This window comes from Leifsonia sp. McL0607, assembly GCF_049993355.1.
Taxonomy (GTDB): Bacteria; Actinomycetota; Actinomycetes; order Actinomycetales; family Microbacteriaceae; genus Leifsonia.
In genome coordinates, this window is sequence record NZ_CP188253.1 from 257,274 (window position 1) to 272,509 (window position 15,236).

The window sequence follows — 15,236 nt, forward strand, 5'->3', positions numbered from 1 at the left end:
TCTGACGTGTCACCACCAGTCCGGCCGCGGGGGGCGACCGGACTGTTCCTCGCTGCCCTGAGCGGTCTGCTGCTGGCGCTGACCGCGACCGCGGCGCTCGCGAGCGCGGCCTCCGCGAGCCCGGCCTCCGCGAGCCCGGCCTCCGCCGCGCAGGAGGCCTCCACCGGCAGCACGACCGGCACTGCCCGTTCCGCCACAGCACCCCAGCAGTCTTCGCGTCTGGCTCCGGACGACGCGGCCTCCGACACGCCGACGCCCACTCCGACTCCCGGACCACCGCAGCTCGATCCCCTCCCCAGCCGCCTCGTCACCACCCTGCCGCTGACCGTCTCGGGCACCGCCGGTCCCGGTGAGGTCATCGACGTCTCCGGCGGATCGTCCACGAACGCCGACTCGCGCTGCACGGCCGCCGCCGGCCACGACGGCCGATTCCGGTGCGCCATCCAGCGGCTCCCCGACGGCCCCGGCGTGCCCGTGCGCGCCGAGTCGCGCAGCACGGGCCTCGCCGACAGCGGACGGATCGACGTCCTCACGCCTCCCACCATCACCTCGGCCGACGGAGGTGCGACCGGCGGTGGGATCCGCGGCACGGCCTATCCCGGTGCCGCGGTGACCGTCACCGCCGACACCGGCGGCTCCTGCTCCTTCCCCGCGGACAGCACTGGCAGCTGGGGATGCGTCATCCCGAGGCTCCGCGACGGCGCCCACACCGTCTCCGCGACCCAGGTGGCGCCCTTCTCGTCCACCCGCTCCGGCGCGAGCCGGTCCATCACGGTCGTCGTGGACACCGTGGCGCCGGGCGCGCCGACGCTGACGACACCCGCGCCAGGCACGACCGCGGCGGCCGGCGAGGAGATCGCCTTCGGCGGCGCCGGCGAGCCGGGAGCGACCGTCACCGTCTATGCGAGCACGTCGCACGGGACGACTGTGGCCTGCACTGCGACGGTCACCGGCGCCGCGTGGTCGTGCGGCGCGGGCCTGAAGCAGGGCGACTACCTCGCGTCCGCGTTGCAGCGCGACATCGCAGGCAACGTGAGCGCCGGCAGCAACGCCGTCGCGATCTCGGTCGAGGCCGCGGCCGCTGCTCCGCCGGCCACGACCAAGTCCTCTCCCTCGACGACCCCTGCTCCTGCGCAGCCGGCTCCGCCGACGGCCGCTCCGCCGCCCCCGTCGGCTCCGACGCACTCGGAGACGAAGGGCTGGACGGACACCCCGTTCAGCACGGCGTCCGCACCGGTCGTCACGGCGGCCTCCGTGCCGGGATGGCTGCGCTCGGTCGGGTTGGCGGTCGCCGCGCTCCTCCTGCTCGTTCTGCCCGCCCGCCTGCTCGTCGCCGCGCTCTCCCGACCGCGGGAGCCGCGCGGGAGCCGCACGTCGCTGTTCGGGCGCAACCGGACCCGCTCGGAGCTCGGCGAGGCCGATGCCCTGCTCAGGGGCGCGCAGGCCGCCGCCTCGCCTGGGACGCAACCGGTCTGGCTGGCGCCCGTCATCGGCGTCACCGCGGCCGCCCTCGTGACACTGTCGACGTCGGTCCAGGACGCCGCGGCCTACGTGAGACTGCTCGCCGCCGTCGCGCTCGCCGTGATCGGGGTCAACGCGATCTGGGTGCTGGCGGCGCGCGGGATGACGCGGCACCTCGGCCTGTCGCTCGCGCGGCCGGTCGTGCGGCCCGGCCTCCTCGTCGTCGTCGCCGCGACCGCGCTCGGCTCCCGGCTCATCGGGCTAGAGCCCGCCCTGCTCTTCGGCCTCGTGCTCGGCGCGGTGCTCCCGGAGGCCGCGGACAGGATCGCGCGCGGCCGCACCGCCGCCGTCCAGCTGTCCGCGACCGCCGCCTGCGGTGTGCTGGCATGGCTGACCGTCGGCGTGCTTCCCACACCGTCCGGGGACGCCTCCGCCTTCGTGGTGGAACTTGCCAATTCGGTCGCCCTCATCGCGATCGGGTCGACGGCGATCGCCCTCCTGCCATTCGGCGGCCTCGCCGGTCGCGCCGTGTTGCGCTGGTCGCGCCCGCTCTGGCTGGCGCTGGCCCTCGTCGTCTACACCCTGCTGTTCGCGCTGCTGCTCCCGGTCGCCTCTCTCGTGCAGGCCGGGGCCGGGGTCGTCACACTGGTCGTCGCCGCGCTGGTGTTCGCGGTGCTGAGCGTGTCGGTGTGGTTGTGGGAACGGTACGTCGAACCGGCGCGGTGAGGCGGCCGGTGGCCGGGTCGCCTCAGAGGGCTTCGACGTAGAACCAGTTCCCGCCGCCCTTCACAAATCGTGAGGTCTCCCGAAGCGAGCCGTGCTCTGCGCCGGTGTAGAACGCGGTGAAGGCGACGACGCCCTCCCGGTCGAAGGGCCCACCCTGACGCGTCGACTCGATGTCGAGGCGGTACCAGCGCAGACCGTCGTCCAACGCGAGCGTCGCAGGGCGGGTCGACGGATGCCAGCTGCGCAGGAGGTAGTCGGTATCCCCGAGCGCGAAGGCGCTGAACCGCGACCGCATCAGCCGCTCGGCGGTCGGCGCGGGCGTGCCCGAGTGGAGCGGGCCGCAGCAGTTCGCGTAGGTCTCGCCGCTGCCGCAGGGGCATCTCGTGTCGGTCACCCGGGGAGTCTACCGGCGGTTCACTGGTGCTGGCGCGGACATGAGGCGACCCGGCCGGAGCCTTACGTCGGGGGATCTCGGGCTCCAGCCGGGACGGAGGACACCTCACCAGAAAGGGTGTCGTCACAGAGTGTGCACGACCAGGGTGGATGCGACCTTTGGACGGCCTGAATGTCCTCTCACGGCGTCGCGGCGGCCTCCCCCGCGGCGACGACGCAGAACCGGTTGCCGTCCGGATCGGCGAGCACGATATAGTCGGCCCCGTCCTCGTAGTCCCACTCGACGTCGGTCGCGCCGAGCGCCCGAAGCCGGTCGGCCTCGGCCCCCTGGTCGTCGGCATACAGGTCGAGGTGGTGCCGCGGAGACGGGTTCGCTTCGCTGCCGACCAACTTGAGCGCGAGCCGTGGCCCGGCTCCAGCAGCGGGTGCAAGGAGCGCCCAGTCGACATCCGGCTCGTACAACGGCCCATAGCCGAGCACAGCCGACCAGAACTCCACCGCCCGCGGGATGTCGCGAACGCCCCACACGATGGAACCGATTCGAATCATGGCATCACCCTCCGCCGATGGGATGGGCGCGACAAGGGGCACGCGCGTGCCGCACCGTATATGGTTGGACCCATGGAAGGCGTGCTGATCGGACTCATCTGGACTGTCATCATCGTCGGCGGCGCGCTCGCGCTCGGCGCCATCGTGCAGATGGTGAAATCGCCGTACCGCAACCGCTGACCCACGGGCGTGCCCCGCCCGCCCGATCGGTGCCCCGAAGCCGCTCGGCCCCCATAGCCCAATTGGCAGAGGCAGGCGACTTAAAATCGCCCGAGTGTGGGTTCGAGTCCCACTGGGGGTACTGCCGCGATCCGCTTCGGTCGCGTGAGCCAAGTCACCGCTTCACGTCGTACACGAGCTTCTGCACGCCGTTGCCGTAGACCTCGTGTTCGGCCACCGTGAGCGTCACCGTCGCGTGGGCGGAATCGCTGAAGAGCCGCGCGCCCTCTCCCAGCAGCAGGGGGAAGATCAGCAGGTGGTAGCGGTCGACCAGATCGGCGTCGGCCAGGGCGCGGGCGAGCTCGAGGCTGCCGTGGACGATGATCGGGCCTCCGTCGCCGCGCTTGAGCTCTGCGACGTCATCGAGGGAGCGCAGGACGGTAGCCGGCCAGCGCTCGTCGTCGTCCTCGAGGGTGGTGGAGACGACGTAGCGAGGCATGGCGTTGTACCCGGCGAACTCGTCCATCGACGGCCAGACAGGGGCGAACAGCTCATAACTGGTGCGGCCGAGCAGGACAGCGCTCGCTTCCTCCTGCTCGCGGCCCTTGAGCTCGTACGCGGCCGGGTCGAACTCGACGCCGCGGAACGTCCATCCCGCGTTGCGGTAGGAGGCGTCGTCGCCGGGCGCCTGGGCGACGCCGTCGGCGGAGACGAACGTGGAGACGATGAGGGTGCGCATGGTGGATCCTTTCGTGGAAGTCGGCAGTTGCTCTGCCATGTAATAAACCTACAGGTTCTGAACCTATTGGTTCTATACAAACGCCGAAAAGATCGAGAGAACCCGCAGCCAGGTCAGCTCTCGGCGATCTCAGCCAGCACGTCGAGGAACGTCTGCCATCCGGCGATCGTGCCGAGCCGCTGCTCGTCGGTGAAGCCCGGGGTCTGCTGCGTCATCCGCAGGCGCGTTCCCGTCTGCGTGGGCGTGAGGTCCACGGTCAGCACGGCGCGCTGGCCGACCAAGGGCCGGTCGGTGAGCGTCAGGACCAGCCGTGACGGCGGATCGACCTCCAGGAACTCCCCTGCCCAGTCGATCGTGCTCCCGTCGGGGAGCACCATCATGGCCGACCACGCGCGTCCCACCTCGGCACGGTAGTCGAGGCCGTCGAGAGGGACCTGCACGTCCCGGCCCCCGAACCAACGGGCGAACGACTCCGGCGTGGTCCAGGCCGCGAACACGGCGGTCGGGGGCGCCGCGAACTCGCGGTCGATCTCGATGCCCTCGTCGGTGATGCCCGTCATCGCTGGCCCTCCTCGTCCGGTCCGTCGGGCTCGTCCTCGCCGATGCGGCCGGCGGAGCCCGAGAGGTGGGAGCCGGCGAGGAAGTCGTCGAGCGCGTCGAAGCTGTCGCCCCAGAACGCGCGGTAGTCATCGATCCACGCCGACACCGCCGCGAGCGGTCGCGCATCGAGCGTCGCCGGGCGGTACTGCGCGTCCCTGCCGCGCGAGACCAGGCCCGCGCCTTCGAGGACACGGAGGTGCTTCGAGACCGCGGTGAAACTCATGTCGAACGGGGCGGCGAGATCCCCGACGTTCGCCGAACCTCGGGCGAGGCGTGCCAGGATGGCGCGCCGCGTCGGATCCGCGAGCGCCGCGAACGTGCGACTCAGCGGGTCATCCACGGTCCTCGTCATAGCCCCTCCGATCCTCGGGCTCAGCACGCGCTACTGAACCGATGAGTTCGATACCAGGCTAGCAGCGAGCGCCACCGGTACCGTAAGAGCGTGAGTCGCACCCTCGCCTCCCCAGTCACCTCCGAGCTCGAGATCCGTCGCAGCAGGTTCCTCGGGAGCGCTCTCGCGGTCGCCGACCGGGAGGGCGCACTCGTGGAGGTCGCGCGGCTTCGGGCCGAACACCCCGGCGCCGCCCACGTCTGCTGGGCGCTGCTCGCCGGCGGCCAGTCCGGGATGTCGGACGACGGCGAGCCGTCGGGAACGGCCGGCCGGCCCATCCTGGAGGTTCTCCGCCATCACGAGCTGGAGGGAGTGCTCGGGGTGGTGGTCCGCTACTTCGGCGGCGTCAAGCTCGGCGCCGGCGGGCTGGTGCGCGCCTACACCGACGCGATCGCAACAGCGCTGGCGGCGGCGGAGACCGTCGAGCGTGTGCGGGAGGCGATCCTGGAGCTGCGCGCGGACTACGCCGACGCCGAACGCGTGCGCCGGTGGGCCGACGCCGCCGGGTACACGGAGCCCGAGGCCGAGTACGCGGCTGACGTCCTGCTGCGGCTGCGCCTGCCCGAGACGGAACGCGCGGATGCGCTGCGCGCAATTGCCGACCTCGGGCAGGGGCGCGTGCGTGTGGACGGTAACGCCGAACCGCAACTCTGACCGGCACGACGAAGGCCCGGTCCCTCACTCGGGACCGGGCCTTAACGTCAGAATCGTGCAGCCTACTTGGCAGCGACCTCCGCCGGCACTTTGTCCTTCTTCGTGGCGGTCTTCTTGGGGGCCTCCGCCGGCGCGGCCTCGACGGCCGGCTTCGGCCGGGCCGCGAACTCCTCGAAGGCGGCGCGCGGCTGCTGCAGCGCGGTGAGAGACACGACGTCGCGGCCGAGCCAGAAGTTGTTCCACCAGCCCCACAGCACGCGCCACTTGCGCTCCCAGCTCGGCATGGCGAGACCGTGGTAGCCGCGGTGCGCGAACCAGCCCACGACGCCCTTGATGGCGATCTTGCCTGACTGCAGCACGCCGATGCCGAGCCCGAGGCCCGCGACCGCGCCGAGGCTCTTGTGGTAGTACTGGCGTGGCAGCTCGCCGCGCAGGTCGGCGATGAGGTTCTTGGCGAGCAGCTTGCCCTGGCGCACGGCGTGCTGGGCGTTCGGCACGCAGTACCCGCCGACGCCCGCGCCGGTCAGGTCGGGAACGGCCGAGACGTCGCCGGCGCCCCAGGCGCCCTCGACGATCTCCTCATCGGTGCCCACGCGCAGGTCGGCGCGAACGCGCAGTCGGCCGCGCTCCTCGATCGGGAGGTCGGTGTGGCGGACCACGGTCGGGTTGGCCATGACACCGGCCGTCCAGACGATGAGGTCGGTGTCGAAGCTCTCGCCGGTCGACAGCTCGATGTGGCCGTCGACAGCGCTCGTGAGCTGGGTCTCGAGGTGGATCTGCGCGCCGCGCTCTGCAAGGTTCTTGATTACCCAGTGGCTGGTCGGCAGCGACACTTCGGGCATGATGCGGCCCATCGCCTCGATCAGGTGGAAGTGCGTGTCGTCGAACGACAGCTCCGGGTACTTCTTGAGCAGCGCACTGGCGAACGAGCGCAGCTCGGCGAAGATCTCGATGCCGGCGAAGCCGCCGCCGACGACCGTCACCGTCAGGAGGCGGTCGCGCTCGGGACCGGCGGGCAGCGTCGCGGCCTTGTCGAAGTTGGTGAGCAGGCGGTCGCGGATGAACACGGCCTCCTCGATCGTCTTGAGGCCCACGGCCTGCTCGGCGATGCCGGGGATCGGGAACGTGCGCGAGACGGCTCCCGCGGTGACCACGACGATGTCGTAATCGAGCTCGTACGCCTCACCGGCCGCCGGCTGGATGGTCGCGGTCTTCGTGGCGTGGTCGACATAGGTGACCTTGCCGCTGATGATGTTCGTGCTCTTCAGGTGGCGACGGTGGGCGACCACTGCGTGACGCGGCTCGATGGAGCCGACAGCCACCTCGGGGAGGAACGGCTGGTACGTCATGTAGGGCAAGGGGTCGACCATGGTGACCTCGGCCTCGCCCTTGCGAAGCTGCTTCTCGAGCTTCCACGCCGTATAGAAACCGGCGTAGCCTCCGCCGACGATCAGGATTTTGGGCACAGTAATGCGTCTCCTCAACACGAAAGTATGGGGGTTAATCTACCCCCTACGCGCCGCCCGCCTGAAATGCAGCCATGCACCCACCGCGCCGAGGGCGAGGAGGGACACGAAACCGGAGATCAGGCTGAACGGCAGCCAGAGGGTGGTGAGGACGCTCCATTGCGGCCAGAGAAATGCTTTCCATGTTACAGGGCGCTCGGGGGTCAACGCTTTCGGCGCGGGGGGCGCCTGTGCATCTCCGGCTCCGGGGGCCGCCGCGGCGGGCGCGTCCGCGCGTCGGTGGATGTGGATCCACTGGGTCAGGTCGCCCATCGGGTTGGCGCTCACCTGCGGCACCGTGGCGGTGACCGCGGCAGCGGCGTCCAGCAGGCCGTAGCCGTACACGGGGCTCGGCACGGTGCCGGCGGCGGGGCGCGCCGTCTTGATGATCCGGTTGATGACGTCCGGCGCCTTCAGCCCGGGATGCGCGGCGCGCACGAGGGCGACGGCGGCGGAGACGAGCGGGGCGGCGCCGCTGGTGCCCGCCCACTGCACGTACCCTCCGCCCGGGTTCACGCCGACCAGCTGCTCGCTCGGGGCCGACACCCCGATCGTGATGCCCTGCGACGAGGCGTCGAAGGAGGCCTGGCCCGCACGGTCGACCCCGGCGACCGTGAGCACGCCGGGGATCGTCGCCGGCGCCCCGACTTCGGTGGTGCCGCTCCCCCGGTTTCCCGCCGCGGCCACCACGACGACGTCGTGCGAGAACGCGTACTGGAACGCGTCGTCCCAGCTGGTCGGCCAGTCGAGGGTGTTGCGGGTGAGCGACATGTTGATGACGGAGGCGCCGCTGTCGACAGCCCAGCGGACGGCCTCCGCGACCTGGTCGTCGCTGCTCACCGCGCCGATGGAGGTCCCGAGCGCGACGGACGCGGTGAGGATGCTCGCTTGCGGCGCCGCGCCCAGCACGCCGGAGTCGGGGCCCGTCCCACGACCGGCGAGGAGGGAGGCCACCCAGGTGCCGTGGTCCGCGGACTCCCCGGTGCCGAGCGGCTTCTGACCGTTGGCGGCGCCGACTCCGGACACATCCGTGCCTCCCACGACCGCGCCGGCGAGATCGGGAACCGACCCGTCCACGCCCGTGTCGATCACCGCAACCTTCACGCCGGCGCCCTTGGTCGTCTGCCAGGCTTTCGTGAAGCCGTAGTCGTTCAGCCAGTACTGCATGTCGCGCACCTGGTCGGCGTGCGCGACGGTCGTCGGCGCCAGCCCGACGGCGAACGCCGTCGCGAGCGCCGCGACAGCGGACAGGGCGGTGCGACCCGCCAGGCGGAGCCGGGAACGGGGACGGGAAGGCGCCGGCGTCAGCCGACCTGGATGCGGCACTCGCACACCTCCGGCGACCACCCTCCGCGCGCGAGGGCCAGGTCGCCGATCGGGTTGACGCCCGGTCCGGCGGCGAGTGCGTGGGCCGCGAGCGCGTGCAGGCACTTGACCCGGGTGGGCATGCCGCCGGCCGAGACGCCCGCGAGCTTCTCCACCACCCCGATCGACTCGCGGTCGGCGAGATACTGCTCGTGCGCCGCATGGTACTGCGAGCGCACCTCGTCGTCCCCTGCCAGGAGGTCGTTGAACTCGTTCATCACCTGCGTGGCCTCAAGCTGCGACATGGCGGCCGTGGCGGCGGGGTGGCTGAGGTAGTAGAAGGTCGGGAACGGCGTTCCGTCGTCGAGGCGCGGCGCGGTCGAGACGACGGTGGGGCGCCCGCAGACGCAGCGGGCGGCGATGCCGACGACATTGCGCGCCGGCCGGCCGAGCTGCTCGCTCACGACAGCGATGTCGGCGTCGGTCACGGCGTCGAACGGAGGTCTGGTCATCATTTGCCGCCTGTGGTGCCGGGGGTGGGAGTCGGGGCCGGAGTGGAGCCGAGCTGCGCGGGCGTCGCGTCAGTGAGCCCGGCGCCCATGAGCGATCCGAAGAGGGAGCCGACCCAGTCGGTGTGCGTCTTCTGCAGCTTGGAGCTCACCGGGGTCGTGTCTTTCGTGGCCGCGGGAGGCCGGTCGTCGATGACGAGGTAACTGACCTCCCCCGGCATGACGTAATAGAGCCGGTCGCGCGCCTGCGCCCGAATGTAGCTCGGGTCGTTCCAGCGCGCGCGCTGCTCTTTGAGTGCGTCGACCTGGGCCGAGAGCTGGTCGACGGCCTTCTGCTGGTCAGCGATCTGCTGGCGCTGCGCCAGGAAGCCCTGCAGCGACGGGGCGAGGATCACGACGCCGAGCACGACGGCCCCCATCATCACCAGCGAGAACGCCGAGAAATGCAGGCCACGTAGCCACCGGCCGGTCTGCGTCGGCTCGTCGAACGACGCGGCGACGCGCGTGGTTCGGGAGGCCGGCGTGCGGGAGCCGGGAGCACGGGAGCCGGACTGCTTCGGCATGGCCCCTCCCGGGTGGTCTCGACGGACGCCTCGACGGACGTGGAGGACCGGAAGGCCCCGTCTTCAATCGTAGGCGATGCTCGCCCGGGGACGGCCGTGCGGCCGGGGTGTCGGCCGGGGTGTCGGCTGGCGTTCAGCCCGCTGCCAGCGTGACGACCAACCGTACGGCCCCGACCACCAGCAGACCGACGCCGCCGATCGTGAAGACGAGTCCGATCGCGCGCGCGTCCTTCGCGCGGAACGCGTGCCGCGCCTCCCGATCGGCGAACAGCGCCGCGGCCCGTTCCGGCCGCCGTAGCAGGTAGGCGCCGAAGACCGTGAAGAGCGCGGCGAGCAGCAGGAACAGCCCGAAAGGGACCAACTCCGACTCCGCGCGCACCTCCCGATTCTCGCAGCACCGACGAAGGGTGAGTAGTCGCAGGAATTCTGGGAAGGATTCCGGCGACTACTCACCCTTCGGCGAGCAGAGCGCGGTGCTCAGCCCTGGAAACGCGGGAAGGCGCTGCGGCCGGCGTAGACGGCGGCGTCGCCCAGCTCCTCCTCGATGCGGAGCAGCTGGTTGTACTTGGCGACGCGCTCGGAGCGGGCCGGGGCACCGGTCTTGATCTGGCCGGCGTCGGTGGCGACGGCGAGGTCGGCGATCGTAGTGTCTTCGGTCTCGCCCGAACGGTGCGAGAGCACCGCGGTCATGCCGCTGCGCTGGGCCAGCGAGACCGCGTCGAGCGTCTCGGTGAGCGTGCCGATCTGGTTGACCTTGACCAGGATGCTGTTCGCGGCCTTGGCCGTGATGCCCTTCGCGAGGCGCTTGGGGTTGGTGACGAACAGGTCGTCGCCGACGAGCTGCAGCTTGCCGCCGAGCTCGGCGTTGAGGAGGGTCCAGCCCTCCCAGTCGTCCTCGGCCAACGGATCCTCGATGGAGACCAACGGGTAGTTGGCCGCGAGCTCCTGGTAGTAGGCGCTCATCTCGGCGGCCGTGCGGTCCTGGCCCTCGAAGCGGTAGACGCCGTTCTCGAAGAACTCGGTGGAGGCCACGTCGAGACCGAGGGCGATCTGGGAGCCGACGGTGTAGCCCGCCTTCTCGATCGCCTCGGAGATCAGGTCGAGCGCTGCGCGGTTGTGCTCGAGCTCGGGGGCGAACCCGCCCTCGTCGCCGAGGCCGGTGTTGAGGCCCTTCGACTTCAGCAGCGACTTGAGCGAGTGGTAGGTCTCGACGCCCCAGCGAAGCCCCTCCGAGAAGGTCTCAGCTCCTACGGGCAAGACCATGAACTCCTGGATGTCCACGCCGGTGTCGGCGTGCGCGCCGCCGTTGATGATGTTCATCATCGGCACGGGGAGGACGTGCGCGTTCGGGCCGCCCACATAGCGGAACAGCGGAAGATCGGCCGAGTCGGCTGCCGCCTTGGCGACAGCGAGGCTGACTCCGAGGATGGCGTTGGCGCCGAGACGCTTCTTGTTGTCGGTGCCGTCGAGCGCGATCATCGCCTCGTCGACCAGGCGCTGGTCGCTGGCCTCGAAGCCCTCGATCGCCGGGCCGATCTCGTCGAGGACCGCGTCGACGGCCTTCTCGACGCCCTTGCCCAGGTAGCGGTCGGCGTCGCCGTCGCGAAGCTCGTAGGCCTCGAACGCGCCGGTCGACGCGCCGGAGGGAACGGCGGCACGGCTGACCGTGCCATCCTCGAGGAGCACCTCGACCTCGACGGTCGGGTTGCCGCGCGAGTCGAGAATTTCGCGAGCGCCTACAGCTTCGATCTGAGCCACAACAGTCTCCTTGGTGGTTTTGGTGGGTTGGGAAATCAGTCTACTGACGTCGGGTAAACGGCTTTGACGCAGTGACGGGATGCTTGCGACAAATGGCGCGGGAGCCGATCAGAACAGCGGCTTGAACTCCAGGGCCGAGGCGTCAGCGGTGCCGGCTCCGACGAACGCGAACGACCGATAGCCCGCGGTCGCCGCCCGGTCGAGCACGGCCTTGAGGTTCTTCGCCCGGCGGTCGAGCCGCACCCGCCGGCCGGAGGCCACCAGTTCCGACTTGATCGCCATCAGACGGTCGAGGGGCACGTCGGCGTCGTGGACGAGAGCGACGGAGTCGGCGGCGGAGTCGTCCGGCACATCGATCAGGTCGACGACGCGCTCGAAGCCGATCGAGAAGCCGGCGGCCGGCACGTCGGTGCCAAGGAAACGGCCGATCATCCCGTCGTATCGGCCGCCGCCACCCACCGAGCTGCCCGATCCGGGGTGTGCGATTTCGAAGATCGTGCCCGTGTAGTAGCCCATCCCGCGCACCAGGGTGGGGTCGAACCGCAGGGCGACGCCTTCGGGGAGGGTGTCGAGCGCGTGGGCCAGCACCTCCAGCTCGGCGACGGCGTCGGTGTCCATCCCCCCCGGGAGGATGCCCGAGATCGCCTCGACGGTCAGAGCCGCCCCCCCGTCGGCGAGATGCGGCTCCAGGGCGGCGAGGATACCGCCCAGCACGGCGGCGGAGTCCGCTCCACCCTCGCTGAGCTCGGCGACCACACCCTCCGCACCGATCTTGTCGAGCTTGTCGATCGAGATGAGCACCTGCGGCCAGCGCGCCTCCGCGAAGCCGCAGTACTCGAGCAGGCCGTTCAGGATGCGGCGGTCGTTGATGCGGATGGTGCAGCCGGTCAGCCCCAGCGCCTCCAGAGCCGCGGCGGTCGCGGTGATGAGCTCGACCTCCGCCAGCTGCGAGCCCTCGCCGATGATGTCGATGTCGCACTGGACGAACTGTCGGTAGCGGCCCTTCTGCGGTCGCTCGGCGCGCCATACCGGCGCGATCTGGATGCTGCGGAACACGGGAGGCAGCTCGCCGCGGTGGCTGGCGTAGAAGCGGGCCAGCGGAACGGTGAGGTCGAAGCGGAGCCCCAGGTCGCAGAGCGCGAGGGTGTCGCCCGACTCGAGCGCCTCCCGGAGGTCGTCTCCGCCGAGCCCGCGCTTGAGCACGCTGAAGGCGAGCTTCTCGTTGTCTCCGCCGAGCCCGGAGTGCAGCCGGGCGACGTCTTCGACGACCGGCGTCTCGATCTCGTCGAAGCCGTGCGCGGCGAAGCTCCGGCGGATCACACCGAGCGCATGCTCACGACGGGCCTTCTCGGCGGGGAGGAAGTCGCGCATGCCGCGGGGCGGTGTGATCGGAGAAGCCATGCGTCGATTCTTCCAGATGGGGCGCTGGCACGGCGGCGGCGGCCGGGAGGCGCAGTGAAGGCGGCCGGGAGTATCGCGGCCGGGGGTATCGCGGCCGGGACTGTCCGCGTCGTAGACTGCGACCGTTGCCACCCTGATGTCACGCCGACCCGCGCGATGCGGTGGTGTCCCAGCGAGGACCTGGCATGAACCGCAGCCGTCCGACCCGTTCGGCCGCGTTGCCAGACACACGACAACGCGCCCGCCGTGGCCGGAAGAATGCGCCGTCGCGAGGCGGAGGTCTCACCCGAGCGGCGATCCGGACCACCGGCGGACGCGCTGCCGGCCGCCTGTGCGCGAGTTGGCACGAATCGTCGCCCCGGGGCATGGGCCGGACGGCGTGTCCTGCCAACTCGTTGCGAGACGGCGGCGGCACGCGACGGGACGCGACGCGACCGGCGGCAGCCGGGGCGCGCGATTTCAGGCAGGCTCTCGTCATGCGGGTGCGAGGCATGAGATGGGAAGCGTGCCGACGTGACACATTAGGCAATCTCTGACCTAAACGGATGCTTCCTGCTCACGGATCTCCTCTTGCAGCTCCCGCAGGGTCGACCGGAGGGCGCGCTCGGCGTCGAGACCCTGCGCTTTCGCCGACGCGACGATCGCCAGCAGCAGCGGTCCCAACTCGTCCTCGCCCGACACCTGCACGCCGCCAGACTCGCTCAGATCGAGCAGGCCGACTTTCTCGGCCCGGCCGAGGAGCTTGTCCGCCAGTGCGAGGGAGGGCATCGCCTGCGGGATGCCGTCCAGCACGCTCGTGCGCCCCGGCTTCTCGGCCTTCTTGAGGTCGTCCCAGAATCCCACCACATCCTCGGCCGTCTCCGCCGTGCGATCGCCGCCGAAGACGTGCGGGTGCCGGCCGACCATCTTGCGGGTCATCTGCTCGGCGACATCCTGGATGTCGAAGTCCTCCCCCGGCGTGTGGGCGGCGATGTCCGCGTGGAACAGCACCTGGTAGAGCACATCGCCGAGCTCCTCCAGCATCGCGTCGCGGTCGCCCGTCTCGATCGCGTCGATGAGCTCGTACGACTCCTCGATCAGGTACTGCACGAGCGACTCGTGCGTCTGGTCTGCGTCCCACGGGCAACCGCCCGGTGCGCGGAGTCGGGCCATCACGGCGACGAGCTCGTCGAGTCTGGTGGGCGCCGCATCGGTCATGGCATGCTCCTCCCGTCGGATACATTTATCCTCTCACTGCCCCGGCCGCTACACTGGGCGACTGGTGTGCCGGGAAGTCTGGTCGGCGAATGTCGTTCCCGACCCTGCACGAGAGGCCACCCGATGAGCATCATCCGTTCCGAACGCACCGCCGCCGGCCTCCTGCTGGGCGCCGCCGCCCTCGGCCTCCTGCTGGCGAACACCACCGTCGGTCCCGCGCTGCTCGAGTTGCAGCACACGCACGTCGGTGGCGGAGCGGTCGACCTGAGCGTCGGGCACTGGATCAGCGACGGGCTGCTTGCGGTGTTCTTCTTCATCGTCGCGGTCGAGCTCAAGCACGAGCTCGTCGCCGGCGAGCTCAACTCGTTCGCCAAGGCGATCCACCCCGCGATCGCGGCGGCCTGCGGCGTTCTCGTCCCCGCGCTGCTCTACCTGGCGATCGCCGGCGGCTCCGGCCTCCCGGACGGCTGGCCCATCCCCACCGCGACCGACATCGCCTTCGCACTCGGCGTTCTCGCCATCTTCGGACGCGGGCTTCCGAACCGCCTGCGGGTGTTCCTGCTGGCGCTCGCGGTACTCGACGATCTCGTCGCCATCCTCATCATCGCGGTGTTCTTCACGACCGACCCCAACCTGGTAGAGCTCGCGGCGGCGGCCGTCGCCGTCGTGGCTTTCGGCCTCCTCAGCCGGCTGCTACGCGGGAGGCTGCGCTGGCCGATCGGCATCTTGATGGTGCTCCTCGCGGCGCTGACCTGGTGGCTGGTCTACGACTCGGGCGTGCACGCGACGATCGCGGGCGTGGCGCTCGGCCTGGTCATGGCGCGGCGGCCCGCCGGTCGCGTGACGCATGCGCTCGAGCCGTGGTCGAACGGATTCATCCTGCCGCTGTTCGCCTTCTCCGCCGCGCTCGTCGTCATCCCCGCGGTGTCGCCGTCCGAGCTGTCACCCGCGTTCTGGGGCATTCTGGTCGCGCTCCCGGTGGGCAAGCTCGTAGGGATCACGCTGGGCGGGTGGCTGGGGTCGTTCACCCGTCCGCGGCAGGAGCGCGGCCGCATCCCGCTGTTCGCGCTCGTGACGATCGCGTCGCTCGGCGGCATCGGCTTCACGGTGTCGCTGTTGATGAACGAGTTGGCGTTCGCCGGATCGGCGACCATTCGGGCGGAGGGGACGATCGCGGTCCTGCTGGGATCCGCAGTGTCGATCGTGCTGAGCGGCGTGCTCGTCACGGTGCTCGCTCGCCGCAACCGGAGGCTGCACCCCCGTCCGGCAGGCGCGCAGATCAGGACCGAATCGCCGGACAGTGCGAGCGAAACGCACCATTCGTGA

General features: G+C 70.7%; 16 protein-coding genes and 1 tRNA gene. 4 read left to right on the top strand and 13 right to left on the bottom strand.

Going from position 1 to position 15,236, the window contains the following annotated elements:
* The first annotated feature begins 6 nt into the window (after positions 1 to 6).
* Complete coding sequence (locus tag ACPPVW_RS01225; RefSeq protein ID WP_426624744.1) at positions 7 to 2,187, top strand: Ig-like domain-containing protein; 2,181 nt, start codon at positions 7 to 9, stop codon at positions 2,185 to 2,187.
* Between the two features lie 22 nt (positions 2,188 to 2,209).
* On the opposite strand, the gene ACPPVW_RS01230 is transcribed toward ACPPVW_RS01225, so the two are convergent.
* Positions 2,210 to 2,581, bottom strand: a complete 372-nt coding sequence (locus ACPPVW_RS01230; protein ID WP_426624745.1) for a YchJ family protein — start codon at positions 2,579 to 2,581, stop codon at positions 2,210 to 2,212.
* 179 nt (positions 2,582 to 2,760) lie between these two features.
* Positions 2,761 to 3,129, bottom strand: a complete 369-nt coding sequence (locus ACPPVW_RS01235; protein WP_426624746.1) for a VOC family protein — start codon at positions 3,127 to 3,129, stop codon at positions 2,761 to 2,763.
* Positions 3,130 to 3,356: 227 nt separating this feature from the next.
* Between ACPPVW_RS01235 and ACPPVW_RS01240 the strand changes: the two genes are divergently transcribed.
* A tRNA-Leu gene (locus ACPPVW_RS01240) sits at positions 3,357 to 3,430 on the top strand.
* 33 nt (positions 3,431 to 3,463) lie between these two features.
* Here the strand turns inward: ACPPVW_RS01240 and ACPPVW_RS01245 are convergent.
* The 3 genes from ACPPVW_RS01245 to ACPPVW_RS01255 all read right to left on the bottom strand — a co-directional run bounded on the left by ACPPVW_RS01245 (position 3,464) and on the right by ACPPVW_RS01255 (position 4,979).
* A complete protein-coding gene (locus ACPPVW_RS01245; protein WP_426624747.1) occupies positions 3,464 to 4,027 on the bottom strand; it encodes a dihydrofolate reductase family protein in 564 nt (187 codons plus the stop codon).
* Positions 4,028 to 4,140: 113 nt separating this feature from the next.
* Positions 4,141 to 4,587, bottom strand: a complete 447-nt coding sequence (locus ACPPVW_RS01250) for an SRPBCC family protein (protein ID WP_426624748.1) — start codon at positions 4,585 to 4,587, stop codon at positions 4,141 to 4,143.
* On the bottom strand, positions 4,584 to 4,979 hold the full coding sequence (locus tag ACPPVW_RS01255; RefSeq protein ID WP_426624749.1) for an ArsR/SmtB family transcription factor: 396 nt from the start codon (positions 4,977 to 4,979) through the stop codon (positions 4,584 to 4,586). Before ACPPVW_RS01255 ends, ACPPVW_RS01250 begins: the two co-directional genes overlap by 4 nt.
* 90 nt (positions 4,980 to 5,069) lie before the next feature.
* Here ACPPVW_RS01255 and ACPPVW_RS01260 point away from each other — a divergent pair, with 90 nt between their 5' ends.
* On the top strand, positions 5,070 to 5,672 hold the full coding sequence (locus ACPPVW_RS01260; protein WP_426624750.1) for an IMPACT family protein: 603 nt from the start codon (positions 5,070 to 5,072) through the stop codon (positions 5,670 to 5,672).
* 62 nt (positions 5,673 to 5,734) lie between these two features.
* On the opposite strand, the gene ACPPVW_RS01265 is transcribed toward ACPPVW_RS01260, so the two are convergent.
* From ACPPVW_RS01265 to ACPPVW_RS01300, 8 genes are all read right to left on the bottom strand, one after another.
* Positions 5,735 to 7,138, bottom strand: coding sequence for an NAD(P)/FAD-dependent oxidoreductase (locus ACPPVW_RS01265; protein WP_426624751.1), 1,404 nt, complete (start codon positions 7,136 to 7,138; stop codon positions 5,735 to 5,737).
* Positions 7,139 to 7,177: 39 nt separating this feature from the next.
* Positions 7,178 to 8,503: a S8 family peptidase gene (locus ACPPVW_RS01270; protein ID WP_426624752.1), complete on the bottom strand. Its 1,326-nt coding sequence runs from the start codon at positions 8,501 to 8,503 to the stop codon at positions 7,178 to 7,180.
* A complete protein-coding gene (locus ACPPVW_RS01275; RefSeq protein ID WP_426626230.1) occupies positions 8,482 to 8,994 on the bottom strand; it encodes a DUF501 domain-containing protein in 513 nt (170 codons plus the stop codon). Before ACPPVW_RS01275 ends, ACPPVW_RS01270 begins: the two co-directional genes overlap by 22 nt.
* A complete protein-coding gene (locus ACPPVW_RS01280; RefSeq protein WP_426624753.1) occupies positions 8,994 to 9,554 on the bottom strand; it encodes an FtsB family cell division protein in 561 nt (186 codons plus the stop codon). Before ACPPVW_RS01280 ends, ACPPVW_RS01275 begins: the two co-directional genes overlap by 1 nt.
* A 133-nt stretch (positions 9,555 to 9,687) precedes the next feature.
* Positions 9,688 to 9,933, bottom strand: coding sequence for a hypothetical protein (locus tag ACPPVW_RS01285; RefSeq protein ID WP_426624754.1), 246 nt, complete (start codon positions 9,931 to 9,933; stop codon positions 9,688 to 9,690).
* Between the two features lie 98 nt (positions 9,934 to 10,031).
* A complete protein-coding gene (gene eno / locus ACPPVW_RS01290; protein WP_426624755.1) occupies positions 10,032 to 11,312 on the bottom strand; it encodes a phosphopyruvate hydratase in 1,281 nt (426 codons plus the stop codon).
* 108 nt (positions 11,313 to 11,420) lie between these two features.
* The gene (gene hisS, locus ACPPVW_RS01295) at positions 11,421 to 12,713 is read right to left on the bottom strand and encodes a histidine--tRNA ligase (protein WP_426624756.1); all 1,293 of its coding nucleotides are present in this window, start codon (positions 12,711 to 12,713) and stop codon (positions 11,421 to 11,423) included.
* Between the two features lie 537 nt (positions 12,714 to 13,250).
* Positions 13,251 to 13,910: a MazG family protein gene (locus ACPPVW_RS01300; protein ID WP_426624757.1), complete on the bottom strand. Its 660-nt coding sequence runs from the start codon at positions 13,908 to 13,910 to the stop codon at positions 13,251 to 13,253.
* Between the two features lie 123 nt (positions 13,911 to 14,033).
* Here ACPPVW_RS01300 and ACPPVW_RS01305 point away from each other — a divergent pair, with 123 nt between their 5' ends.
* Entirely contained in the window at positions 14,034 to 15,236 is a 1,203-nt protein-coding gene (locus ACPPVW_RS01305) for a Na+/H+ antiporter NhaA (protein WP_426624758.1), read from the top strand.